General features: G+C 58.6%; 19 protein-coding genes. 6 read left to right on the forward strand and 13 right to left on the reverse strand.

Features of this window, described 5'->3' with window-relative positions:
- Window positions 1–2 precede the first annotated feature (2 nt).
- The 5 genes from DV520_RS03890 to DV520_RS03910 form a co-directional block, all read right to left on the reverse strand.
- Window positions 3–809, reverse strand: a complete 807-nt coding sequence (locus tag DV520_RS03890) for a hypothetical protein (protein ID WP_021919432.1) — start codon at window positions 807–809, stop codon at window positions 3–5.
- Entirely contained in the window at window positions 806–2,203 is a 1,398-nt protein-coding gene (locus tag DV520_RS03895) for a sensor histidine kinase (RefSeq protein ID WP_021919431.1), read from the reverse strand. The genes DV520_RS03890 and DV520_RS03895 overlap by 4 nt, the downstream gene beginning before the upstream one ends.
- Window positions 2,200–2,859 carry a response regulator transcription factor gene (locus DV520_RS03900; protein ID WP_021919430.1) on the reverse strand — a complete coding sequence of 220 codons (660 nt, stop codon included), beginning with the start codon at window positions 2,857–2,859 and terminating at the stop codon, window positions 2,200–2,202. The genes DV520_RS03895 and DV520_RS03900 overlap by 4 nt, the downstream gene beginning before the upstream one ends.
- Before the next feature lie 110 nt (window positions 2,860–2,969).
- A complete protein-coding gene (locus tag DV520_RS03905) occupies window positions 2,970–3,875 on the reverse strand; it encodes a DUF4179 domain-containing protein (protein WP_117141846.1) in 906 nt (301 codons plus the stop codon).
- A 15-nt stretch (window positions 3,876–3,890) separates the two neighbouring features.
- Window positions 3,891–4,670, reverse strand: coding sequence for a DUF975 family protein (locus tag DV520_RS03910; RefSeq protein ID WP_165850030.1), 780 nt, complete (start codon window positions 4,668–4,670; stop codon window positions 3,891–3,893).
- A 249-nt stretch (window positions 4,671–4,919) separates the two neighbouring features.
- Here DV520_RS03910 and DV520_RS03915 point away from each other — a divergent pair, with 249 nt between their 5' ends.
- From DV520_RS03915 to DV520_RS03925, 3 genes are all read left to right on the forward strand, one after another.
- The gene (locus DV520_RS03915; protein WP_117141848.1) at window positions 4,920–5,681 is read left to right on the forward strand and encodes a threonine/serine exporter family protein; all 762 of its coding nucleotides are present in this window, start codon (window positions 4,920–4,922) and stop codon (window positions 5,679–5,681) included.
- Window positions 5,681–6,163 (forward strand): threonine/serine exporter family protein, encoded by a 483-nt coding sequence (locus tag DV520_RS03920; RefSeq protein WP_021919426.1) that lies wholly within the window; start codon window positions 5,681–5,683, stop codon window positions 6,161–6,163. The genes DV520_RS03915 and DV520_RS03920 overlap by 1 nt, the downstream gene beginning before the upstream one ends.
- 132 nt (window positions 6,164–6,295) lie before the next feature.
- A complete protein-coding gene (locus tag DV520_RS03925) occupies window positions 6,296–6,841 on the forward strand; it encodes a TIGR01440 family protein (protein WP_021919425.1) in 546 nt (181 codons plus the stop codon).
- A gap of 108 nt (window positions 6,842–6,949) precedes the next feature.
- Here DV520_RS03925 and DV520_RS03930 read toward each other — a convergent pair whose 3' ends face one another.
- The 8 genes from DV520_RS03930 to glnA form a co-directional block, all read right to left on the reverse strand.
- Window positions 6,950–8,092 carry an acyl-CoA dehydrogenase family protein gene (locus DV520_RS03930; protein ID WP_117141849.1) on the reverse strand — a complete coding sequence of 381 codons (1,143 nt, stop codon included), beginning with the start codon at window positions 8,090–8,092 and terminating at the stop codon, window positions 6,950–6,952.
- Window positions 8,093–8,693: 601 nt separating this feature from the next.
- A complete protein-coding gene (locus DV520_RS03935) occupies window positions 8,694–10,079 on the reverse strand; it encodes a TolC family protein (protein WP_117141850.1) in 1,386 nt (461 codons plus the stop codon).
- A 154-nt stretch (window positions 10,080–10,233) separates the two neighbouring features.
- Window positions 10,234–10,863 (reverse strand): single-stranded DNA-binding protein, encoded by a 630-nt coding sequence (locus DV520_RS03940; protein WP_242984641.1) that lies wholly within the window; start codon window positions 10,861–10,863, stop codon window positions 10,234–10,236.
- Window positions 10,864–10,937: 74 nt separating this feature from the next.
- Window positions 10,938–11,138 (reverse strand): Ferredoxin thioredoxin reductase subunit beta, encoded by a 201-nt coding sequence (locus tag DV520_RS03945; RefSeq protein WP_021919421.1) that lies wholly within the window; start codon window positions 11,136–11,138, stop codon window positions 10,938–10,940.
- A 34-nt stretch (window positions 11,139–11,172) separates the two neighbouring features.
- A complete protein-coding gene (locus DV520_RS03950) occupies window positions 11,173–11,991 on the reverse strand; it encodes a ZIP family metal transporter (RefSeq protein WP_021919420.1) in 819 nt (272 codons plus the stop codon).
- Between the two features lie 207 nt (window positions 11,992–12,198).
- Window positions 12,199–16,221 carry a carbamoyl-phosphate synthase large subunit gene (carB, locus tag DV520_RS03955; protein WP_117141852.1) on the reverse strand — a complete coding sequence of 1,341 codons (4,023 nt, stop codon included), beginning with the start codon at window positions 16,219–16,221 and terminating at the stop codon, window positions 12,199–12,201.
- Complete coding sequence (locus DV520_RS03960; RefSeq protein WP_117141853.1) at window positions 16,221–17,294, reverse strand: carbamoyl phosphate synthase small subunit; 1,074 nt, start codon at window positions 17,292–17,294, stop codon at window positions 16,221–16,223. Before DV520_RS03960 ends, carB begins: the two co-directional genes overlap by 1 nt.
- Before the next feature lie 281 nt (window positions 17,295–17,575).
- Window positions 17,576–18,907 carry a type I glutamate--ammonia ligase gene (gene glnA, locus DV520_RS03965; RefSeq protein WP_021919417.1) on the reverse strand — a complete coding sequence of 444 codons (1,332 nt, stop codon included), beginning with the start codon at window positions 18,905–18,907 and terminating at the stop codon, window positions 17,576–17,578.
- A gap of 344 nt (window positions 18,908–19,251) precedes the next feature.
- Between glnA and purC the strand changes: the two genes are divergently transcribed.
- From purC to nadE, 3 genes are read left to right on the forward strand one after another with little or no spacing between them, the layout of a single operon-like run.
- The gene (purC, locus tag DV520_RS03970; protein WP_117141854.1) at window positions 19,252–19,968 is read left to right on the forward strand and encodes a phosphoribosylaminoimidazolesuccinocarboxamide synthase; all 717 of its coding nucleotides are present in this window, start codon (window positions 19,252–19,254) and stop codon (window positions 19,966–19,968) included.
- 57 nt (window positions 19,969–20,025) lie between these two features.
- The gene (gene glmS / locus DV520_RS03975; protein ID WP_021919415.1) at window positions 20,026–21,852 is read left to right on the forward strand and encodes a glutamine--fructose-6-phosphate transaminase (isomerizing); all 1,827 of its coding nucleotides are present in this window, start codon (window positions 20,026–20,028) and stop codon (window positions 21,850–21,852) included.
- Window positions 21,853–21,867: 15 nt separating this feature from the next.
- Window positions 21,868–22,599 carry an NAD(+) synthase gene (nadE, locus tag DV520_RS03980; RefSeq protein WP_021919414.1) on the forward strand — a complete coding sequence of 244 codons (732 nt, stop codon included), beginning with the start codon at window positions 21,868–21,870 and terminating at the stop codon, window positions 22,597–22,599.
- The last annotated feature ends 29 nt before the right edge of the window (window positions 22,600–22,628 follow it).

The raw sequence follows: 22,628 nt of genomic DNA on the forward strand, positions 1-22,628 counted from the left end.
CATCAGACGCCGGCACCATTGAAAGAAAGGACAAAGAAATCCCATTTTTCCTGGGAAGAGTTGGACACGGAGGTTTGACTGGTTCGCAGACTCAAGTTGACTTGCTCCCCCTTCTGATCGGTAAAAGGCAGGAGATAGCCGGGGGGATAGAGGGGCAGCAGGGCGGAAAACTGTGCTGCGTCCAAGTTGTAGTATTGCTGGCAGAATTGGCGCATTTGCACGGCGTCCTCCATGGAAAAGGCGGCTTCTGCGGTGTTTGTCGCGGGAATCCGATAGGAAAAGGCCAGCATTTTCCCTGTTTCATCATCTAAAATCAGGTCCAACTGGTGGCCGGTGCTGCCGGAAAAGGAGCAGTTCCAAAACACTGCGGCGGAGGGATTTGCCGTGTCCGCAGCGAAGTAGTCCTGGGAGGGGGTGGATTCCTGGGAGGAGGTAACGGAGAGATTGCTCACCGCCACAAAGGGGGTGGCGGAATGCAGGGTCCACAGACTGGGGTTGAAGAGCTGGTCCAGGGAGAAAAAGCAAAGGGGATACTCCGCCATGACATTCAGAGCCGTTTGCGCGGCTTCCTCCGCCTGCTGGGCGGACAGCCGGGTACTGGCCTGGGTCAAGGCGACAACGCTGTATCCATTGGCCGCCAGCTTTAAGTGGTCTATGAGGTCTGCCAGGTGCAGGGGGGCGGTTTCATACTGCACTGTGGTGTGGCCCAGTGCCCGGTCCTGCCAGGCCGCCCCCATCCAGGGCAGGAAAAAACCGACGCTCACCAGCAGAGCAGCCAGGAGGGGGAGAAGAAAACGAAGGGACTTCATGGGCGGCCTCCTTCCAAAGAAACGGTCACGGTGGTTCCCTGCCCCAGGGTGCTCTCGAAGGTGATGCGGCCTTGGTGCAGCACGGCGATCTTTTCGCACAGAGCCAGGCCCAGCCCCGCGCCGCCCTGGGCCCGGGCCCGGGATTTGTCCACCCGGTAGAAGGCCTCGGTCAGGTGGGAGAGGACCTCCGGGGGCATTCCTCTGCCGGTGTCCTGGACGGTGAGGCGGCACCCGCGCTCGGTCATCTGGCAGGATATGGAGATGGTGCCCTGGGCCCCGATGGCCTTCCGGCTGTTGTCGATGAGGTTCAGCACCAGGGAACGAAACAGGTCAGGTTCCAGCAGACACAGCCCAGGCTCCCATTGGGTGGTGAGGACAATTCCCTGCCGCGCCAGTCCGGGGGACAGGTGGGCGGTGAGGTCCTGCAGAAGATCCGCCGGGGCGGCGGGAACCAGGGAAAGGGCCTGGTGTTCCGCCAGATACAGCTCCAAGAGCTTGAGGGAGAGCCGCTCCAGCCGCTTGCCCTCGGAAAAAATATAGTCTGCGGCGTTGGCCTGCTCCTCTGGGGAGAGAGTACCCCGGCGCAGCAGGTCCGCGTACCCCAGGATGGAGGTCATCGGGGTTTTGAGCTCGTGGGTAAAGCTCCCGATGAAGCGGTCCTGTCCCTCCATGGTGGCCTTGAGCGCGGCAAAATTGGCCTCCTGGCGGGCGGCCATGGCGTCAAATTCCCGAGCCAGCGCCCCCAGCTCGTCCTGGGTCTGCACTCCGCTGCGGCGGGACAGGTCCCCGGCGGCCAGCGCCTGGGCGGTTTGGGAGAGCTTGTCCAGGGGGCGGGTAAGAAACCAGGCGATACTGTACGACAGGCCGGCGCACACCACAAAGAGAATAGCGAAAATCTTTCCGTGGGCCTGCTGCTGCTGCTGGCGGGTCTGATAGATGGAGGAGATGTCGTAGGCCACATTGAGAATCAGGGGTTCCCCCTGAATCTCCAACTGGCCGGCCAGTTGGAGATACTGCTTGCCTCCATAGGAGAAGGCCGACTGGGCGTAGTGCGTCTCATCCACCTGCTCCCTCAGGTCTAAGAAGCCATCCGATATACTTCCTTGGGAGAGAAACTCCTGCTCTGTCTCCAGGGAGAGGGCCGACCAGGACTTGTTGCCTTGGGCGGACAGCTGCTGGAGCACCTGGACCACATCCTGGGGCTGGGACCAGACCTCTACCGTTTCTACCAACTGCAAGGTGCGGACGAGAAGCGCATAGGCGGATCTGGCGGCAGCCTGTTCCCGCTCCAGAGCGTTCTGAAAGGAGAAGGAGATCAGCGCACAGCTGCCAGCGCCGAAGAGGAGAGAGACCAGGCAGACCATGCACAGGGTGGTTTTCAGGCGAAATTTCATAGGGGCGTCTCCAGACGGTAGCCGATCTTGTTCACAGCCTGCAGCGCCTTTTCCCAGCCCACTTTTTTCCGCAGACGCTGGACGTGCAGGTCCACGGTTTTGCTGCCGTAGGCCAGTTCTCCGCCCCAGACCCGTTCATAAATGGTGTCCCGGTAGAGGGCGGCGTTGGGGTTGTGAAGAAAGAGAAGCAGCAGGTCGTACTCTTTGGGGGTCAGGGAGACCTCCTCCTCCCCCCGCCAGACTTTCCGGGCCCGGGGGTCCACCCGCACCCCTGCCAGGGAGAGGGTCTCCTCGGTTTTGTGAAACCGGCGCAGGACCGTTTCCACCCGGGCCAGAAGCTCGGCCACGTCAAAGGGCTTGACAATATAGTCCTCGGCCCCCAATTTCAGCCCCTTCACCCGGTCGGCCACCGCCGACCGGGCGGTGACGAAGATCACAGGAAGCTCCAGGGACTGGAAGTATTCCAAAAGGGTGAAGCCATCGGTGCGGGGAAGCATGACGTCCACCAGGGCCAGGTCATAGTTCCCGGCAGCCGCCAGGTCCGCGGCCTGATCCCCATCTGGGGCATGGTCGCAGAGATAGCCGGCCGACTTTAGGGTCAGGCGGATCAGATCGGCAATGGGCAGTTCATCTTCTACGATTAAAATTTTAGGCAATGAAAATCCCTCCTTGCTTGTGTGCATAGCATACCACAAAAAGGCATCCAAACGGCAACGAATGGTTTCCCAGACAAAAAAACCGGAGGGCATGCCCTCCGGTTGGGTGTTTAGGACGCGGAATCCGTCCAGTGAATCTGCGCGGTGCAGGAGCCAGTTTGCAGGGTATGGAGCTGGTCCGGCAGCACCGGGACATAAGACAGGAATTGCAGGAACAATGGTGGGTCTCCTTCTACGCCGGATAGTTGAAAGCCCGGGATGGGTTGTCCGGAGGCATCCAGGAGAGCGGTGCTTTCCAGGAGAGCATCCGGGTCCAATGTGTCCCCCTTCTGTAAGGTGACACAGGCGGAGAAGGGAGAGAAGAAGCCAGTTCCCACCATGGTTCCCTCTTGGTCCGTCAGGGTAGCTTCCTGGACGGGAGCCTGGGTCTCTACCGTCCAGTGAAACAGATGGGTTGAGGTTTCACCGTAGGGATTTGACAGGGACAGGGTGACCTCTTTGCCGGGGGTGAGTACGGGTTGCCGGTAGGTAATGGAGAGCATATAGCGTACTGTATTTTCTGAGAGCTGAATTCCCTGCTGTCCGATGCCATCAGGGGTGTTTTCAAGGGGATCGGACTCTGGGGGCGTCTCCATGGTAAAATCAAAAGTCGCGCCGCCATAAAAGGGAGAGGAGGCGTCTGAAACGGGAGGAGCGGAGAGGTCCACAGGGTCCGGAAAAGTGAGATCCACGGTCAGATACAGCGTCATGGCATCCCCCACGACGCTGCGGAGGGTGGCTGTGACACCGTTGTTTTCACTGGTTATGTCCAGCGTCTGGGTGCAGGCGGCCAGGGTGGCCTGGTCCAGCTGGCTTAGGTCCAGGTAACTGTTCAGAGGGTCATTGGGGTCCAGGCGAATCTGGGCCTCATCCCCGCCGTCGGCGGGCATGGGGACGGCGGTTTCCTCCTTCTGCTGCCCACAGGCAGCACAGAACAGGAAAGCCAGCAGCAAGCAGGCGAGCAGAACCTTTTTCATGGGGGCACTCCTTTCTCACTGGGGGAGGGGCTGAACACCGGGCAGTTCTTCCAACGTGGCAATGCCGTTTTCCAGGGCGCGTGTCCGCAGGAAACGGTACATCTCGGCCTGGGTTGCGTAGCAGTAGGGATTCACGTAAAAGATGCCAAGAATACCCAACGTGCATACATCCAGCAGGTACCAGCCCAGAAAGCTCAAGAAAGTAACAAAGATGTCCCACTTGTAGCCCTGGGTCATATCCAGGCTCAAGCGGATGACCCGTCTGTAATGCAGGTGTGGGTTTTCCGCCAGGATGAAGGGGACGGCAAAGTACCCTAAGCTGCGGATGATTCCCGGGACAATGAGCAGCAGAAACCAAAGGGCATTGAACAAGCGCCGCAGGAACTGGGTGAGCACCACATTGCCGTAGTTGGCGTTGAAGCCGAAAGCAACCCGAGAAAAAGGAACTTTGTGGGTTGGGGAACTCTCCAGCAGGAACCGGCAGGCCCCCACTTCAAAGGGACCGCTGACCAGAAACAGGATCACAAGCCACGCCGTGCCCAGGGAAATGGAAAAGAGGGCCAAGGGATTGGTGTAGTATTCCACGGTATACAGAAACTCCAAGGGGCCGTAAAGCGCAAGGTCTTGACAAATCGCGATACAGTTTGTCACCGTCTCATGGATCCTTGTGGGGAGGAAATCCCCCATTAGAAGCAGCAGGAGAAGAATCCCCCCTACCATGGGCCAGTAGTTGGCGAGGAAAGCGGCCTTTCCTGTCTGCTTATATTCTAAGCGATTCCAACGGGTTGTCTCCATATATGTCCTCCTTTGCATGCGAGGGGGCAAATAGGGTCAATTTCATTATAGGGGATTTTTCTCCAGCCGTCAATGGAAGGATGCTGTGCGTGGGTTTTCCATGAAAACCAAGGAGACCCTTCCGCCCTTTCTGTGGGCTTCGCCACTTGTAATTTCTGACAGATTGAGGTAAGATATGGCATCCTCCCAGCATGTGGTCCATCAAGAGGACGGGGAGGAGATGTGATGTGACAGGAGAGGAGGACGCCAATGACGAGAGCGGAATGGGAAGCCTTGGTGGAATATACCTTGAATATCGGCCGGCAGATGATGGAGTGCGGCGCGGAGGCCTGGCGGGCGGAGAATACCATGGCCAGGATTTTTCGGGCCTATGACCTGGAGGTCCTGGATGCCCATGTGATCGCCACCCAGGCGGCGGTGACAGTGAAGACCCCCACGGGGGAACACTATACCAGCACCTGCATGATCCTGCCGGACAAGACCGGGACGGATTTGGGGCGCCTGGAGACCCTCAATGCCGCCGCGCGGCATATCTGTGATGCGCCGCCGCCCTTGGAGGAGCTTCCCCTTTGCCTGAAGCGGCCAGTGGCCCGATGGTCCTGGCGGGAGCTATTGGGCTATCTGTTGGGCGCCGGGGCCTTTGCCATCTTCTTCGGCGGCGTCTTCTTAGACGGCGTGGCGGCAGGGGCCATCGGCGGCGTGGTTTACCTCATGGAGCAGGTGCGCCGGGTCCACCAGCAAAACAAAATTATCTACACTGTTGTGGCCTGTTTCCTGGCGGGCCTGCTGGCCCAGGCCTGTGTCGGAATAGGCTTTGGGGTCAACCTGGACTTGATTATGATTGGGGACATTATGCTCTTTATCCCAGGGCTGGTGATCGTCAACGGCGTCCGGGAGTTCTTTTACGCGGATATCCTCACCGGGCTCTATCGCCTGGTGGAGGCGCTCCTCATTGCAGGGGCCATTGCCGCAGGCTACGCGGTATCTTTGATGATGGGAGGGAGCCTGTGATGGGAGAAGGCGCGATACAGATTCTGTGCGGCGGTTTGGGGACGCTGGCCTACGCCCTGTTCTTCCATGTCCGTCCCCGCCATCTGCTCCTGGCCACCTTGGGCGGTGCGCTGTCCTGGCTGCTGTATCTTCTGGTGCTGGCCCGGGACGGGAATGTATTTCTCAGTGCGTTGGTGGCCTCCATGGGGGTCTGCCTGTGGTCTGAGGGAATGGCCCGGGTGCGAAAAGCCCCCGCCAACATTTTTATGATTCCCGGTATCATCCCCCTGCTCCCCGGCGGGGCGCTGTATTATACCATGAGTGCCCTCATCGGAGGGGACATGGATACGGTCATGCTGAAGGGGAAAGAGACTGGACTGATGGCCTTGGGAATTGTGGTGGGCATCCTGGTTGCCTCTGAGTTGGTCCGCATGATCCTTTGGGCGGAGATTCGCCGGAAAAAAATGCTCCGTAGCCGCCGGACGCCGCCGGGGCCCCGGTGAGGAAGAATCTGGACTTATAAAATATTCCCTTTTTGGCTCTGTTAAAAAGACCAATTCCCGTTATAATAAGAAAGAACGGCAAATACGCCCGGAGGAACCCAAGGAAAAAGGAAACGCATCGAGGTGTTTGATATGTTAGAGCAAGTCCGAAAAGAAGCCCATGCCGCCGCCCAGCAGATCTGTGAGGCAGCCAAACTCCGCCAGGGCCAGATTCTGGTGGTGGGCTGTTCCACCAGTGAGGTGACCGGTCATAAAGTGGGGAGTTATTCCAGCCCGGAACTGGGGCAGGCCATCTATGAAGGGATGCAGGAGGTTCTCATTCCCCGGGGAATTTATTTGGCGGCCCAGTGCTGTGAGCATCTGAACCGGGCCATCATTGTGGAGGCCGAAGCAGTGGGGCAGGGAGAAATCTGCAACGTGGTGCCTCAGCCGAAAGCGGGTGGCTCCTTTGCCACGGCCGCCTACCATGGGTTCCGGCATCCTGTGGCGTTGGAGCAAATCCAGGCGGACGCGGGCCTGGACATTGGAGGGACCCTCATCGGGATGCATTTGAAGCATGTGGCGGTTCCTGTCCGCCTGGAACAGAAACAGATTGGAGAAGCCATTCTCCTGGCTGCGCGGGTGCGCCCCAAGTTCATTGGGGGGGACCGGGCGGTCTACGATGAGACATTGAAATAAGAGAAGAACCCCCTTCCCCAGAGCGGCTCTGGGGAAGGGGGTTCTTCGATGCTTGGCTGCCCCGCTGCCGCACCGGCAGCGGGGCAGGGGAGTCAAAACAATAATGAATTACACGAACAATCCTTTGCTCAGTACGATCTTCTGAATTTCGCTGGTGCCCTCGTAAATCTGGGTGATCTTTGCGTCGCGCATGAGGCGTTCCACGTGATACTCCTTCATAAAGCCGTTGCCGCCCAGCATCTGAACTGCGTCGGTGGTCACGTGCATGGCGGTCTCTGCGGCGATGAGCTTGGCCTTGGCGGCGGAGGCGGAGAAGGGCTTGTGTTCGTCCTTGTCGCAGGCGGCTTTGTAGACCATGTACTTGGCCATCTCAATCTCATTGGCCAGGTCCACCATCCGGAAGGCCAGGTGCTGGTTCTTATAGAGGGGCTTTTTGAACTGCTCCCGCTGCATCAGGTACTTCCGGGCGATCTCAAAAGCGCCCTCTGCAATGCCCAGGGCCTGGGAGGCGATGCCGATGCGGCCGCCGTCCAGGGTTTTCATGGCGGCGACGAAGCCCTTGCCCGGCGGGGTAATCATATTGGCCACGGGGACGCGGACATCGGTGAAGTGAAGCTCACTGACCATGGCGCTGCGGATGCCCATGGTGTTGTGGCGGGCGCCGATGGTAAAGCCCGGGGTATTTCTCTCCACCACGAAGGTGGCGATGCTCTTGGGCCCCAGCTCGTGGTCGGTGAGGGCGTAGACGCAGAAGTAGTCGGACAGGGGGCCGTTGGTGATAAAGCACTTGCTGCCGTTGATGATGTACTCGTCTCCGTCCCGCTGGGCGAAGGTCAGCATACCGCTGACGTCGGAGCCGGCGGTGGGCTCAGTCAGACCGAAGGAACCCAGATGCCCGTCCCGGAGCACAGGGGGCATGAAGCGCTTAAGCTGCTCATCGGTGGCCTCGGAGAAGTACAGGCTGCCGCCATACAGAGAGGTGGCAACGGAGAAAGAGACACCCAGGGAGGGGTCCACTTTGGAGATCTCTTCCACAGCCAGGGCGTATTCCATGTAGCCCAGCCCCTGACCGCCGTATTCCTTGGCATAGGGAAGACCGATGAATCCCATGTCGCACAGATCTTTGTAGAGGTTCACATCGTACTCGCGGGTCTCGTCCCGTTCAAGGACCTTGGGAGCCACCTTTTTCTCGGTGAAGTCACGGGCCATTTTCTGGATCGAGAGTTGTTGTTCGTTCAGTTCAAAGTTCATGATGGTATTGTCTCCTTTTTTGCATTGGTAAGAACCAACTGGCCTGCTTGACTGAAAGCGCTGTCACGGACGACAGAGATCTCGACAATCGTTTCCGGCCAAGGACAAATTGTACAGGTACACATTACCACATGGAATCACGAAAATCAACGCCGTGACTTTAATTTTTTCGTGCAGAAGAAATATTTTTTTCTTTTCTTGCTTTTCAAAATTTTCATTGAGACCGGAGAATTGCCTGAGAGAGATAAAACCAGGCAAGCATCTTTGTGGATCATTGCCAGAACCGGCAAAGATGCGCCCAAAAAGAACCGGCAGCGATTTCCCATATCGCTGCCGGTCCTTTTTTAAAAAGAGAGAAAAGAGAGAGAAAAGAGAGTGTGTAAGTAAAGTCAGAAGTTTTTGATCTCTGCTGCTTACAGGTGATATAGTACAGGAGAATTGTGACCAAAATATTGGAATGATATGGCTAAATTATGAATTCCGTGACGGTTTTGTAAACGATTTCTTAATCGGACATAAGAAACAGGAGATGGGCTTTTGGATAGGGGGCAAGAGACAAAAACTGCGGGGAACCTGAAATGGTTCCCCGCAGGGGATGGACTTATCCGGCGCTGCTGACCAGCCCTTGTTTTACGGCCTGTTCGTAGCTGTGATAGGCGGTGTACAGCTCCATCTCTGCCGCGGTGACATCCCGCTTAGCGGTGTTCAGCGTGTTCTTAGCGTCCAGAAGGGCGTTATCCGAGAGGTTGCCCAGCTCGTGCTTTCGCTCTGCCACGGCGTAGACCTGTTCCTCATAGGCCAGGGCACTCTCCTTGGCCGACAGCGCGGCTTGGGCGGGGGCGAGGGCCTTGTAGAGGGATTGGAAGGAGAGTTCAAACTCCGCGATGGTGGCGTCGTTTTGATAGAGGGTGGACTGATAGGTATACTCCGCCATCTTGTACTGGTAGCTGTTCTTTCCCTCCTCCCGCCGGGCGTCGTCCATGGCCTGCTTGGCGTCCTCCACAGACCGGGCAGAGGCATAGAGGGTGTAGCTGTTCTCCTTGGCCTTTTCCAGGTCGGAGGTATAGGAAATGGCGGCCAGTTGTCCCTGGGTGACGTAGGGGGTGCTGGTAAGGGTCAGGCGGCCTGTGGGGACATCTCCCATCAGGGACTGGAGGGAACTGTACAGGGTGGAGATGGTGTTCTCCAGACTGTCCATGGAGGCCTTCAGACTGTCATAGCCGCTTTGGGCCTGCAGCAGGGTCAGCTGGGAGACCTGCCCCAATTCATAGCGCAGCTCCACTTCCCGCAGGGAACGCTGGGTGCTTTCCATGGTCTCCTGCAGGGCCTCCAGCTGAAGCTGGGTGGAGAGGATGGTCAGATAGAGGGACTCCGCCCCGGCAATGGTCTGGGCGGCGGCATAGTCGATTTGGCGGGCGGTGTCCTCCAAGGTTTTTTGGTAGTCCTCCTTCTGGTCCTGCAGATCGTCTAACTGGTCTTCCATGGATTCCAAGGAGGCTTTCAAGCTTGCCGCTTGCATTTCGCTATATTTACCGAGTGCAATTAAAGAAAGTGAATCAAACATGCCATCGGTAATATCACTTACGTTAGAAATTTTGCCTTCAGTTATGGCTATTTGTTTTAGAGTATGCTCTAAATTTTTCTTTGCATTTGCTAATTCTCCGGCCCCGCTGCTCACAAGCATAGAGATCTGTAGCTCCATGGCATCAATGGCATCCTCCATCTCGTCGATGGCCTCATCCCAGTCCATGGCCTCGGCGGATTTCAGGCTCTCTTGCGCCGCCTTCAAGGTCAGGTTGTTGGCCTTTACCCGAGGGCCGATCTGGTCGAAGGAGAGGGTCCCGTCTGAGGGAATGGTGACCGAGGTGTTGCCTGTGGAGGACTGGGGCTGTCCGCTGTCGTTGGGTGCCCGCACCGCCGCGGCGGGTGCGGACAGGGACAGCAGGGCAGAGCAGGTTAGGCACAGGGCCGCGAAACGTTTTTTCATAGGGGGTTCCTCCTGGCGTGGAAAAGGGAATCGGTTGTTAGAAACCGGACGAAAGTGTTGCTATTTTAGCAGAGTTCTATGAAGAAACTGTGAACAGAAGGAAAAAATCGAAGGTCACCCAGTGACCTTCGATTTTTTTCAGCTTGCTTCGGGCTTACCGCAGATCGGTTTCCTGGGGCAGCTCCTCTGGAAACGCCAAGCAGGTGATGGAGATTTCAAATGCGGTGCGCTCCTGGGTGGTCTCCCCGATGGTTTTGAGGTAGGTGCGGCTCTGCAGCCGTCCGTCCAGCCAGAGGGCATCCCCTGTCTGAAGCTGGCTGCACTGCAGAGCCAGGCTGCCCCAGGCGATGCAGGGGAGATAGTCGGCCCGGCGGTAACGGCGGTTGACCGCCAGGAGCAGGTCGCAGATATCCCGACCCAGGGGGGTGCGCCGCAGAACCGGGGGCTTGCAGAGGACCCCGTGCAGGAACACCTGGTTGCAGGGGTCCCCCTCTCCCGGGACCACAGACCGGGCCAGGACAGTGATCACCAGCCGGTTGCCCACCCCGCTGCGGTTGTTAAAGGAGCGAATCTCCCCAGTCACCTCCACGAAGGCGCCCGCCTGGGGGAGGGCAGTCTCCGGGGAGGAGAGGGGGAAGAGAATGTTCAGCAGGTCCTCCCGCCCCGACAGGCGGGGCACTGCCAGGGGAAAGCGATAGAAGTCGATGCCGTGTACCTGATGGGACAGAACTGCCTCTCCGGCGACGGTCCCCCGCAGGACCACCCGGTTTTCCTTTTGTTCCATGTTCAGACCGCCTCCAAAGTTTGTTGACTGTCTGAACTATATGAGCTGCCGGAAGAAACTATGCCGGGGTTTTCTCAGTCCTTGGATTTATAGTAGAGCATACAGTGGCAGAATCCCTCGTAATTGGGGTCGGCGATCTGATCCCGAAACTCCTGACAGATACATTTGGTGGCGGGAGAGACCTCCAGCTTGCAGGGACAGTGCCCGCCCTTTCGTTTCAGCCCCTCTCGAATCTTGGCCACAATCTCTTTGTCTTCATTCAAACGAACGCTCATATCGGTGCCTCCTGTGATGGTTTTCAGACATAGCTTACCCCAAAGCCACGTCCATTACCATCATGACAGAAAAGCCCACCAATGTAAAGAGGGCCATCCAATCTTTGTTTTCGTTGGTTTGGCTTTCCGGGATAAGCTCTTCCACCACCACGTAAATCATAGCGCCGGCGGCAAAGGCCAGCAGGAAGGGCAGGCAGGTGCGGACCTTCAGCACCAGCAGGGCGCCCAGCACGGCGGCGATGGGCTCCACCACCCCGCTGAGCTGGCCGTAGAAGAAGGACTGCCCGCGGGAATAGCCCTCCCGGCGGAGGGGGACGCTCACCGCCATGCCCTCCGGCAGATTCTGCAGGCCAATGCCCAGGGCCAGCATCCAGGCCCCTGCCGCTGTGGAGCCATCCAGCCCATAGGCCAGAGACCCAAAGGCGACCCCGATGGCCATGCCCTCGGGAATGTTATGGAGGGTGATGGAAAAGACCAGCATGGCACAGCGTTTGAAGCCCGCCTTTCTGCCGCTGTCTTCCCGGCGGAGCAGGGCCCGCCGTTCGCTGAACCGGGTGAACAGACGGTCCCCCAAAAACAGAAGGACGCCGCCGCCCATGAAGCCGATCAGCGCGGTAAGCCAGGGATTCATCCCCAGGGAAGCGGACATATCAATGGAGGGGGAGAGCAGGGACCAAAAGGCCGCGGCCACCATCACCCCGCCGGCCAACCCCAGCATGGCGTCCATCACGTTCCGGTTGGGCTGCCGCATGAAGAAAACCACGCAGGCACCCAGGGAGGTGAGCGCCCAGGTAAACAGCGTGGCAATCAGGGCCTGAACCGGGAATGCCAGCTGAGAAAAGCTGTCAAGCATAGAATTCCTCCTTTGGATGATTTGCCCCGGCGGGCGAGGGGGCGTCTGCCCGGCCTGGGACAGTGTATCCTATGAAGGGAGGAGGAGCGGGGTGCCTATCCCTGTCGGAAGAGAAGAGATCGTTGATAGAAGCGGGGAGAAAACACAAAAAGCCGCGCCCGTCGGAGCGTCCGACAGGCGCGGCTTTTTGCGTGTGCATGGAGAGAATCAATATTCGACAACGCCTTCATAGACCAGTACGGCGTCGCCGGTCAGGATGACCTCGTGGTCGGTGTACTTGACCACCAGATCACCGCCCACTAACTTGACTGTGATATCTTTGCCTTTCTCCACAAAGCCATTCTCTGTGGCGGCAATGACAGCGGCGCAGGCGCCGGTGCCGCAGGCCACGGTTTCCCCATTGCCCCGTTCGTAGACCCGCATCCGCAGGGTGTCTTCGTTGACGATGCGGACAAACTCGGTGTTGATCCGCTCGGGGAAGTAGGAGGCCCGCTCAAACTTGGGCCCTAAGGTCTCCAGGTCCAGGGCGGAGGGATCGTCGCAGAACACCACGCAGTGGGGATTGCCCACGCTGGCGCAGGTGATGTGATAGGTGCCCCCGGCAATCTCCACCGGCCGGTTGATGATGGTGGAGCCGGGGAGGGTGGTGGGCAGGCTCATGGCATCCAGATCCGCTTTGCCCATGCCTACGCTGATGGTGTTGGCCTTGCCGTTGCGCGTATAGAGCAGCAGACTCTTGATGCCGCCGGCGGTCTCAATGGTCATGTACTCTTTTTTGACAATCCTCTTGTCATAGAGGTACTTGCCCACGCAGCGGATGGCGTTGCCGGCCATGGCACCCTCGGTGCCGTCCCGGTTGAAGATCCGCATCCTGGCGTCGGCCACCCGGGAGTCCTCAATGAGGACGATGCCGTAGCCGCCAATGCCGTAATGCCGGTCACAGAGACTCACGCACAGGGAGCCCGGGCTGGTAATGGTGCCCTTCCGGTTATCAAAGAAGATATAGTCATTGCCGCAGCCCTGCATCTTGGCGAAGGGAAGCAGCTGCCGCTCTTTGCGCATGCGGTTCAGGTCAACCAGCTCGGTGTTGTCCAGGTGGAACCGGCTGGCGATCATGTTGGCCATGGCGTTGGCGGTGTCCAGCGCGGTGATGGAGGCGATGGAATGACGGACTGCCTCCCGGTGGAGTTCAATGTATTCCCGAATGGTGTCGTCATACAGTGCGCCAGTGTAGACGATCAGGCCGATTTTTCCCGCCTCCATGAGCTGGTAGGCCTCGGAGCCCGGGACAATGGGGGGAATCTCATGGACCTGGATGCCCAGGGAACGGATGGCGCTGGCGGTGTCCGCCGTGGCGTACATGGGCATTTTCAGGTCGTCAAACTTCTTGGCCAGGCCGACCACCTCGGGCAGCTCGTGGTTTTCCACGCTGAGCAGCACGCCCTTGCCCATGTAGTGACGGTAGCCGGCGGCGGCAAAGCCCTTGAACAGCGCTTCGTTGAAGGTCCGGCCCAGACCCAGTACCTCGCCGGTGGATTTCATCTCGGGGCCCAGAATGGCGTTGGCATCGGTGATCTTCTCGAAGGAGAAGACAGGCACTTTGACCGCGTAATAGGGGGGGATTTTCCACAGGCCGGAGGGGTATCCCAATGTTTTCAGAGAGGCGCCCATCATAATCTTGGTGGCCAGGTCCACCATGGGAATCCCGGTGACCTTGCTCAGGTAGGGGACCGTCCGGGAAGCCCGGGGATTGACCTCAATGACAAAGAGCTCTCCCTGGTAGACCAAGTACTGGATGTTCACCAGCCCCTTGGTGCCCAGAGCCAGGGCCAGCTTTTCCGAGCACTCCACCACCACACGCATCATCTTGTCGGTGAGGCTGTACGGGGGATAGACGGCGATGGAGTCGCCGCTGTGGACGCCGGCCCGCTCGATATGCTCCATGATGCCGGGCATCAGCACGTCGGTGCCGTCGGAGATCACATCCACCTCCAGCTCGGTGCCAGGCATGTACTTGTCCACCAGAACGTCGTTTTTGATGCCGCCGGAGAGGATGACGCCCATATATTTCTCCACGTCCTCCCGCCCATGGGCGATGACCATGTTCTGGCCGCCGATGACGTAGGAGGGGCGGAGCAAAACCGGGAAGCCCAAGGCTTCCGAGGCATCCAGCGCCTCTTCCAGGGTGGTGACGCTCATGCCCTTGGGGCGGCGGATGCCCAAGTCCTCCAACAGGGCGTCGAAGCGCCCCCGGTCCTCGGCCATGTCGATGCCGTCGGCGGAGGTGCCCAGGATGGGGATGCCCTGCTGGTCCAAGAACTCCGTCAGGGCGATGGCGGTCTGGCCGCCGAAGGCCACCACCACACCCACGGGGTGCTCCACTTCAATAACCCCCATCACATCCTCAGGGGTGAGGGGCTCAAAGTACAGCCGGTCGGCGGTGTCGTAGTCGGTGGAGACGGTCTCCGGGTTGTTGTTGATGATGACCACGTCATAGCCCAGCTCTTTCAGGGTCTGGACACAGTGGACGGAGCTGTAGTCAAATTCAATGCCCTGGCCGATCCGAATGGGGCCGGACCCCAGGACGATGACGGTGTCCCGGCCGGTCCGGGGGAAGTTCCGGGCATCACAGTGCTCGTCATAGGTGGCGTAGAAATACGGGGTCTGGGCCTGGAATTCCGCCGCGCAGGTGTCCACCATCTTATAGCTGGGGGAGCGGTGGGGCAGGGCTGCTGGGTCCACCCCCGCCAGGCGGGCCAGGGTCTTGTCAGGGTAGCCGTATTTCTTCGCCTGGAGATAGATCTGCTCGGTGAGCCCGCCCTGCAGGGAGGCCTCGAAAGCGACCAGGTTTTGCAGTTTGCAGATGAACCACTTGTCAATCTTGGTGATGTCGTGAATGTGGTCCACAGACACCCCCTGGGACAGGGCCTCAAAAATGGTGAACAGCCGCAGGTCATCCATGGAGGCCAGGCGTTCATCCAGGGAGCGGCCGGTGGTGTCCTGGGAATGGAGGCTGTCCAGCTTGATTTCCGCCCCCCGGACGGCTTTCATCAGGGCGGCCTCAAAGGTATGGGCAATGGACATGACTTCGCCGGTGGCCTTCATTTGGGAGCCCAACTTCCGGCTGGCCCCGTGGAACTTGTCAAAGGGCCACTTGGGGAACTTCACCACCACATAGTCCACTGCGGGCTCAAAACAGGCGAAAGTCTCACCGGTCACATCGTTTTTGATCTCATCCAGGGTGTAACCCAGGGCGATCTTGGCGGTGATCTTGGCAATGGGATAGCCCGTGGCCTTGGAGGCCAGGGCGGAGGAGCGGGAGACCCGGGGGTTTACCTCGATGACAGCATACTCAAAGCTGTCTGGGTTCAAGGCAAACTGGCAGTTGCAGCCGCCCTCGATGCCCAGCTCCTCGATGATCTTCAAAGCGGCTGAGCGGAGCATCTGGTACTCCTTGTCGGCCAGGGTGAGCGCGGGCGCCACCACAATGGAGTCGCCGGTGTGAATCCCCACCGGGTCAAAGTTCTCCATGGAGCAGATGGTGATGGCGGTGCCCTTGTGGTCCCGCATCACCTCAAACTCAATCTCTTTCCAGCCAAAGATATACTTTTCGATGAGGACCTGGGTGATGGGGGAGTAGTCCAGGCCCACGGAGCCCACTTCCCGGAGCTCTTCCTCATTGTAGGCAACGCCGCCGCCGCCGCCGCCCAGGGTGAAGGCGGGCCGGACAATGACCGGGTAGCCAATGCGGTTAGCAATGGCAACGCAGGTTTCAATGTCATGGGCGGTGTCCGAGGGGATGGTGGGCTGGCCGATTTTAGCCATGGCGTCCTTGAACAGCTGCCGGTCCTCCGCCTTGTCGATGGCATCGGCATTGGTGCCGATGAGGCGGACGTTGTGCTCCTTCAGGAAGCCTTCATGGTCCAGCTCCATGGCGATGGTCAGACCGGTCTGCCCGCCCAGGCCAGCCAGCAAGCTGTCCGGCTGGGTTTCCAGAATGATCCGCTTGATGGTTTCCGTGGTCAGGGGCTCCAGGTAGACCGCGTCGGCCATGGCGTTGTCGGTCATGATGGTGGCGGGGTTGGAGTTGACCAGGATGGTCTCCACCCCCTCCTGCTTCAGCACCCGGCAGGCCTGGGTGCCGGCGTAGTCGAACTCAGCGGCCTGGCCAATGACAATGGGGCCGGAGCCGATGACCAGTACCTTCTTGATGGATGTATCCTTCGGCATTACAAGCCCTCCTTCATCATCGCAGTAAAGCGGTCAAACGCGGTCAGGCAGTCCAGGGGCCCGCCGTGGGCCTCGGGGTGGAACTGGAGCGAGAACGCGTGAAACTCAGGGTAATCTACCCCTTCACAGGTGCCGTCGTTGACATTGACAAACCGCAGCTTGCCTCCGGTGCCGGCCAGGGTGGTCTCGTCCACGGCATAGCCGTGGTTCTGGCTGGTGATGGAGACCTCGCCGGTCTCCAGGTCCATGGCCGGCTGGTTGGCACCCCGGTGGCCGAACTTGAGCTTTTTGGTCTTCGCCCCTGCGGCCAGGGCCATCATCTGGTGCCCCAGGCAGATTCCAAACATGGGCAGCTTGCCGAACAGTTTCTGAATCTGCTGGATGCAGAAGGGGTTGTCCGCCGGGTCACCCGGGCCATTGGAGAGCATCACGCCGTGGTGGCCCGCTGAAAGAATCTCCTCCGCAGGGGTGTTGTAGGGATAGATGGTCACCTTACAGCCCCGGGCCAGCAGAGAGTTGGCAATGCTCTCCTTGGCGCCGTAGTCCAGCAGCGCCACCGAGAAGGCGGCCTCCCCTTGGGGCATACGGACCGTGACTTCTTTTTCACTGGTGTTCTCCACGGACTGGGTGACACGGTAGGCCTTCAGCGCCTCCCAGTCGGGCTGGCCCTCCTCCGTGGTAATCACTGCGTTGAGGACGCCGCCATCCCGAAGCAGCTGGGTGAGCATCCGGGTATCCACCCCGGCGATGCCCACCACGTTCTGGGCTTTCAGAAAGGCGTCCACCGTTTCCTCACATCGGAAATTAGAGGGGGTTTGGCAATATTCCCGGACCACCACGCCGCCCATCTGGCAATGAGGGCTCTCTTTGTCCTTGTGACAGATGCCGTAGTTGCCAAACTGCGGGAAGGTGTAGACCACCAGCTGCCCGTAGTAGCTGGGATCTGTCAGGCTTTCCACGCAGCCGGTCATGCCCGTGGTGAAGACCAGCTCGCCCATGGCGGTGCCGGCGGCGCCGAAGCTGTGCCCTTCCAGAACCTGACCGTTTTCCAAATAGAGATATGCTTTTTTCATCGTGTCCCTCCATCCATGTATCAGGAATCAAACGGTTGTTTTTTTGGGGAAAGTATCGGGGAAAAACGTAATTTTCTAACGTTTAAGTATACCGGAAAATTGATCCGGCGTCAATGTGGAACTGGATGCCCCGGAAAAAAACAATGCGGGTAAAGTTTCGTATATTTTGGTAGAATTGACGAGAAAAAGTGAATAATTATGGAAATATACGAATAAATATTCAATCCTCATAAAAAACCGGGGGAAACCAACGCGGTTTCTCCCGGTTTGCGGAACCTCTGTCAATAGAGGACCATGTATTTTGCGATTTCCCAGCTGGAAACGCGGGTGCAGTACTCCTCCCACTCTTTTTCCTTGCCGGCGATGTACTGGGTGTAGATATGGGGCCCCAGCACCTCCGCCATCAGGGGGTCGGCCTCCAGGGCGTCCAGGGCGTGCTCCAGGGAATCGGGCAGGTCCTCAATGCCGCAGGCTGCCCGTTCATCGGCGTTCATCTCAAAGATGTTCTCCGTGATTTCCTCCGGAGGGGTGAGCTTTCTCTCCATGCCGTCCAGGCCGGCGGCCAGGCAGACGGCCAGCGCCAGATAGGGGTTGCAGGAGGGGTCGGGGTTTCGCAGCTCCACCCGGGTGGACTGTCCCCGGGCGGCGGGGATTCGGATCAGGGCCGAGCGGTTGGAGGCGGACCAGGCGGAGTAGCAGGGGGCCTCATAGCCGGGAACCAGACGCTTGTAGGAGTTGACCAAGGGATTGGTGATGGCGGTCATGCCCTTCACATGGGTCAGCAGGCCGGCGATGAAGTGATAGGCGTCCTTTGAGAGCTGACGGTCTCCGTCGGGGTCAAAGAAGACGTTTTTCCCATCCTTGAACAGGGACATATTGATGTGCATGCCCGAGCCAGCGGTGCCGTAAATGGGTTTGGGCATAAAGGTGGCGTGAAGACCGTTGGCGTAGGCGATTTTTTTCACCGTCTGTTTGAAGGTGATGATGCTGTCGGCGGCGTTCAGCGCCTCGGCGTACTTAAAATCAATCTCATGCTGCCCGGCGGCGCACTCGTGGTGGGAGGCCTCGATCTCAAACCCCAGGGCCTCCAGGGCCAGGCAGATTTCCCGGCGGGTGTGGTCCCCATGGTCAATGGGGCCTAAGTCGAAGTAACCAGCCTCGTCGTTGGTCTTGGTGGTGGGTTTGCCGTCTTTGTCCATCTCAAACAGGAAGAATTCGCATTCCGGCCCCACATTGAAGGTATAGCCCAGGTCAGCGGCCCGCCGGAGCACCCGCTTCAGGGCTCCCCGGGGGTCCCCGATGAAGGGGGTGCCGTCCGGGTTGCACACGTCGCAGAGCAGCCGGGCCACCTTGCCCTGCTGTTCGTACCAGGACAGGACGGTGAAGGTGTCCAGATCGGGGTAGAGGTACTGATCAGATTCGTGGATCCGGGTAAAGCCCTCGATGGAGCTGCCATCAATAGAGATTTGATTGTTTACGGCTTTTTGGATCTGCGAGGCGGTGATGGCCACGTTTTTGGCCTGGCCAAAGATATCGGTGAACTGCATGCGGATGAAGTCAATGCCCTCTTCCTCTACCATGCGGATGATATCGTCCTTGGTGTATTTGCTCATTAAGATCAGTTCCCCTTTCAAACGAAAAAAGGACCAGTAAGCTTCGAATTCCGAAGCACTCGTCCGCTCTTTTAAATTATAGTATTCCCAAGCAGGACTGTCAAGGAAAAAGTCATCGGTCTGTGGTTTTTCTTATATTAAAGGATAGGATTTGGACAGGATGGCGGGGAATTTCCCCCTCTCTGTTGGTAACATAGTGGAAAAATTATAAAATCCCAGGAGAAAGCGGCCGGACCCCATTGCAAATTCCACGGGTTTGTGGGAAAATAAGCGGGTGCAACATGGAACATCATGCGGGAACCCAGGCCCGCTGCAAGGGAACCAGATCAAAGGGGTCGATGAAGATGACAAAGCTGGAACAGATTTACGAGGGAAAGGCCAAAAAAGTATTTCGGACCGATGACCCGGCGTATTGCGTCGTGGAATACAAGGACGATGCCACCGCGTTCAATGGACTGAAAAAAGGGACCATTTTGGGGAAGGGCGCCGTGAACAACCGGATGACCAACCTGCTCATGCAGATGCTGGAGCAGCAGGGGATTCCCACCCATTTCGTAAAGGAGCTCAGCGACCGGGAGACCGTGGTGAAAAGGGTGGAGATCGTACCCCTGGAGGTCATTGTCCGCAACATTTCCGCTGGTCACTTCGCCCAGAACTATGGGGTGGAGGAGGGGATCGTCTTTGACGAGCCCACCATTGAGTTTTCCTATAAAAATGACGCGCTGGGGGACCCCCTCATCAATTCCTACCATGCCCGGGCCCTGAAACTGGCCACGGGCGAGGAGATCGACACCATCGTCCGCCTGGCCTTTCAGGTCAACGAGGCTCTGAAGGCATTTTTCCTGTCAGTGGGCATTAGGCTGGTGGACTTTAAGCTGGAGTTTGGCCGGACGGGGGACGGGACCATCGTCTTGGCGGATGAGATCTCCCCGGACACCTGCCGCCTGTGGGACAAAGACACCAATGAGAAGCTGGACAAGGACCGCTTCCGCCGGGATTTGGGCCACGTGGAAAGCGCCTATCAGGAGGTCATGCGCCGCCTGCTGGAGAAGCAGCCCTAAGGCCCCGACCCGGGATCAGCCGCGTGCGCCAGCACGCTGAAAAAGGAGGAAACACACATGTGTGGAATTGTCGGATTTACCGGCAGCCAGAATGCGGCCCCCATTTTGCTGGACGGGCTGAAGAAGCTGGAATATAGAGGATACGATTCCGCCGGCATGGCGGTATTGGGACAGGATGGCATTCAGATGGTCAAAACCATCGGAATGATCAAAAATCTGGACAACAAGACGCAGGGAGGGGCGGCCCTTCCAGGCACCGCCGGCATCGGCCATACCCGCTGGGCCACCCATGGGGAGCCCACGGATGTCAATGCCCATCCCCACATGAGCAATGATGACAAGTTCGCCATTGTCCACAACGGTATCATCGAGAACTATGCCCAGCTCCGGGAGGAGCTTAAAGCAAAGGGGTTCCAGTTCAAGAGCGAGACCGATACTGAGGTGATTGTGCATCTGCTGGACCTCTACTATGAGGGTGACCTGAAAAAAGCGGTATTGAAAACCGTTTCCCGCCTGGAGGGCGCCTATGCTCTGGGTATCCTCTGCGCGGAGGAGGGGGGACGCCTGATTGCGACCCGTCACGCGGCACCCCTGATCGTGGGTGTGGGCATTGGGGAAAATTACTTTGCCTCCGATGTTACAGCCCTGGTGGCGTATACCAAAAACGTCATCTACTTAGAAGACGGGGAGATCGCGGACATTACTCCCGATAGAATTACCGTATACGACAGCATTGGTAAGAACCTCGAAAAGTCTATCACCCGGATCGCTTGGGATATTGCAGCGGCGGAAAAGGGTGGTTATGACCACTTTATGCTCAAGGAGATCATGGAGCAGCCCAACGCCATCAAGTCCACCATTGAGCCCCGGATTCAGAATGGAGAGGTGGTGCTGGACGACTTCTCCCTGACGGACGAAGACCTGAGGCAGATCAACAAGATTATGATTACCGCCTGTGGTTCGGCCTTCTATGCCGGCAGCGTGGGCAAGTATGTGATGGAGGAGCTCTGCCGGATTCCCGTGGAGGCGGACTTGGCCTCCGAGCTTCGCTACCGCAATCCCCTGGTGGATGAGCACACCCTGCTGGTGGTGGTCTCTCAGTCCGGGGAGACCGCGGACACCATCGCCGCCATGAAGGAGTGCAAGGCCCGGGGGGCCCGCATCCTGGCCATTGTCAACGTGGTGGGCAGCACCATCGCCAAGCTGGCCGACCATGTCATTTACACTTGGGCCGGGCCGGAGATCGCGGTGGCCACCACCAAGGGCTACACCACCCAGGTGGCGGTGCTGGACATGCTGGCGGTTTATTTGGCCCGCCGCCTGGGCAAACTGGATGATCAGAGGAACAAGGAACTGGTGGAGGCCATTCTTCAGTTCCCGAGCCTTATTCAGCGGGCCATTGACCTCAACCCCAATCTCCCCGCCTTGGCTCAGAAGTACCACGGGCACAACGATATGTTTTTCATTGGCCGGAATGTGGACTATGCCGCCAGTATGGAGGGGTCCTTGAAGCTCAAGGAGATTTCCTACCTCCACTCGGAGGCCTATGCCGCCGGGGAGCTCAAGCACGGCACCATTGCCCTCATTGAAAAGGACCGTCCCGTGATCGCCCTGGCCTGCTATGAGGCGCTGTTTGACAAAATGATGAGCAACATCAAGGAGGTCAAGGCCCGGGGCGCCCAGGTTTTGGCGGTGGTGCTGGAGGGGAACCGGCAGATCTTTGCCGAGGCCGACGATGTGATCTTTGTCCCCCGGACCGAGGCCCTGTTCAACTCCCTGCCGGAGATTGTTCCCCTGCAGCTGTTTGCCTACTATGTGGCCAGAGCCAACGGCTGTGACATCGACAAACCCAAAAATCTGGCCAAGTCTGTCACTGTGGAATAAAAGGAGAAGGCGAGCATGCGAAACTACGCGGAAGAAACGGAGAAACGGGTCCAATTTATCCGGCAGGCGGTGGCCGATGCCCACGCCGACGGCATTCTGTTTGGCAACAGCGGGGGCAAGGACTCCGCCCTGGTGGGTATCCTGTGCAAAATGGCCTGTGAGAACACCGAGGGCATCATTCTGCCCTGCAGCTCCAAGCGGAATTTTACCATTGACAAGGACGACGGGATGGAGGTGGCCGAGCAGTTCGGCATCAAAACCCGGGTGATCGACCTGACCGCCCAGAAGGAGCTGGCCATAGAGACCATGTCCCAGGTGGCCACCCTCTCCCAGGCCGCCATTGGCAACCTGGCACCCCGTCTGCGGATGCTTACCCTCTACGCCATCGGCGCCAGTGAAAACCGCCTGGTGGCAGGGACGGGCAACGCCAGCGAGTACCACATGGGCTACTTTACCAAGTGGGGGGATGGGGCCTATGACCTCAACCCCATCGCGGACCTGACCGCCACGGAGGTTTTTGAGTTCCTGCGCTACCTGAAGGCTCCCCAGGCGGTGATCACCAAGGCGCCCTCTGCCGGCCTGTTTGAGGGGCAGACCGATGAGGAGGACATGGGGGTCACCTACGCGGCCATCGACAAGTATATCACCACCGGTGAGGCCAACGAGCATGACAAGGCCATCATCGACCGCTATCACGCCCGCAGCGCCCACAAGCGGCGGGACCCATTGCGGTATCATGGGGAATGAAATGCGAAATCCGCCGTCTTAAGACGGCG

The sequence above is a fragment of the Evtepia gabavorous genome, assembly GCF_003425665.1.
In the GTDB taxonomy this organism is placed as follows: Bacteria; Bacillota; Clostridia; order Oscillospirales; family Oscillospiraceae; genus Evtepia; species Evtepia gabavorous.

Bases quoted from the DNA above. Each gene is read 5' to 3' on its own strand.
- DV520_RS03890 (WP_021919432.1), bottom strand. From the start codon at position 809: ATGAAGTCCCTTCGTTTTCTTCTCCCCCTCCTGGCTGCTCTGCTGGTG.
- DV520_RS03895 (WP_021919431.1), bottom strand. From the start codon at position 2,203: ATGAAATTTCGCCTGAAAACCACCCTGTGCATGGTCTGCCTGGTCTCT.
- DV520_RS03905 (WP_117141846.1), bottom strand. From the start codon at position 3,875: ATGAAAAAGGTTCTGCTCGCCTGCTTGCTGCTGGCTTTCCTGTTCTGT.
- DV520_RS03910 (WP_165850030.1), bottom strand. From the start codon at position 4,670: ATGGAGACAACCCGTTGGAATCGCTTAGAATATAAGCAGACAGGAAAG.
- DV520_RS03915 (WP_117141848.1), top strand. From the start codon at position 4,920: ATGACGAGAGCGGAATGGGAAGCCTTGGTGGAATATACCTTGAATATC.
- DV520_RS03920 (WP_021919426.1), top strand. From the start codon at position 5,681: ATGGGAGAAGGCGCGATACAGATTCTGTGCGGCGGTTTGGGGACGCTG.
- DV520_RS03925 (WP_021919425.1), top strand. From the start codon at position 6,296: ATGTTAGAGCAAGTCCGAAAAGAAGCCCATGCCGCCGCCCAGCAGATC.
- DV520_RS03930 (WP_117141849.1), bottom strand. From the start codon at position 8,092: ATGAACTTTGAACTGAACGAACAACAACTCTCGATCCAGAAAATGGCC.
- DV520_RS03935 (WP_117141850.1), bottom strand. From the start codon at position 10,079: ATGAAAAAACGTTTCGCGGCCCTGTGCCTAACCTGCTCTGCCCTGCTG.
- DV520_RS03940 (WP_242984641.1), bottom strand. From the start codon at position 10,863: ATGGAACAAAAGGAAAACCGGGTGGTCCTGCGGGGGACCGTCGCCGGA.
- DV520_RS03945 (WP_021919421.1), bottom strand. From the start codon at position 11,138: ATGAGCGTTCGTTTGAATGAAGACAAAGAGATTGTGGCCAAGATTCGA.
- DV520_RS03950 (WP_021919420.1), bottom strand. From the start codon at position 11,991: ATGCTTGACAGCTTTTCTCAGCTGGCATTCCCGGTTCAGGCCCTGATT.
- carB (WP_117141852.1), bottom strand. From the start codon at position 16,221: ATGCCGAAGGATACATCCATCAAGAAGGTACTGGTCATCGGCTCCGGC.
- DV520_RS03960 (WP_117141853.1), bottom strand. From the start codon at position 17,294: ATGAAAAAAGCATATCTCTATTTGGAAAACGGTCAGGTTCTGGAAGGG.
- glnA (WP_021919417.1), bottom strand. From the start codon at position 18,907: ATGAGCAAATACACCAAGGACGATATCATCCGCATGGTAGAGGAAGAG.
- purC (WP_117141854.1), top strand. From the start codon at position 19,252: ATGACAAAGCTGGAACAGATTTACGAGGGAAAGGCCAAAAAAGTATTT.
- glmS (WP_021919415.1), top strand. From the start codon at position 20,026: ATGTGTGGAATTGTCGGATTTACCGGCAGCCAGAATGCGGCCCCCATT.
- nadE (WP_021919414.1), top strand. From the start codon at position 21,868: ATGCGAAACTACGCGGAAGAAACGGAGAAACGGGTCCAATTTATCCGG.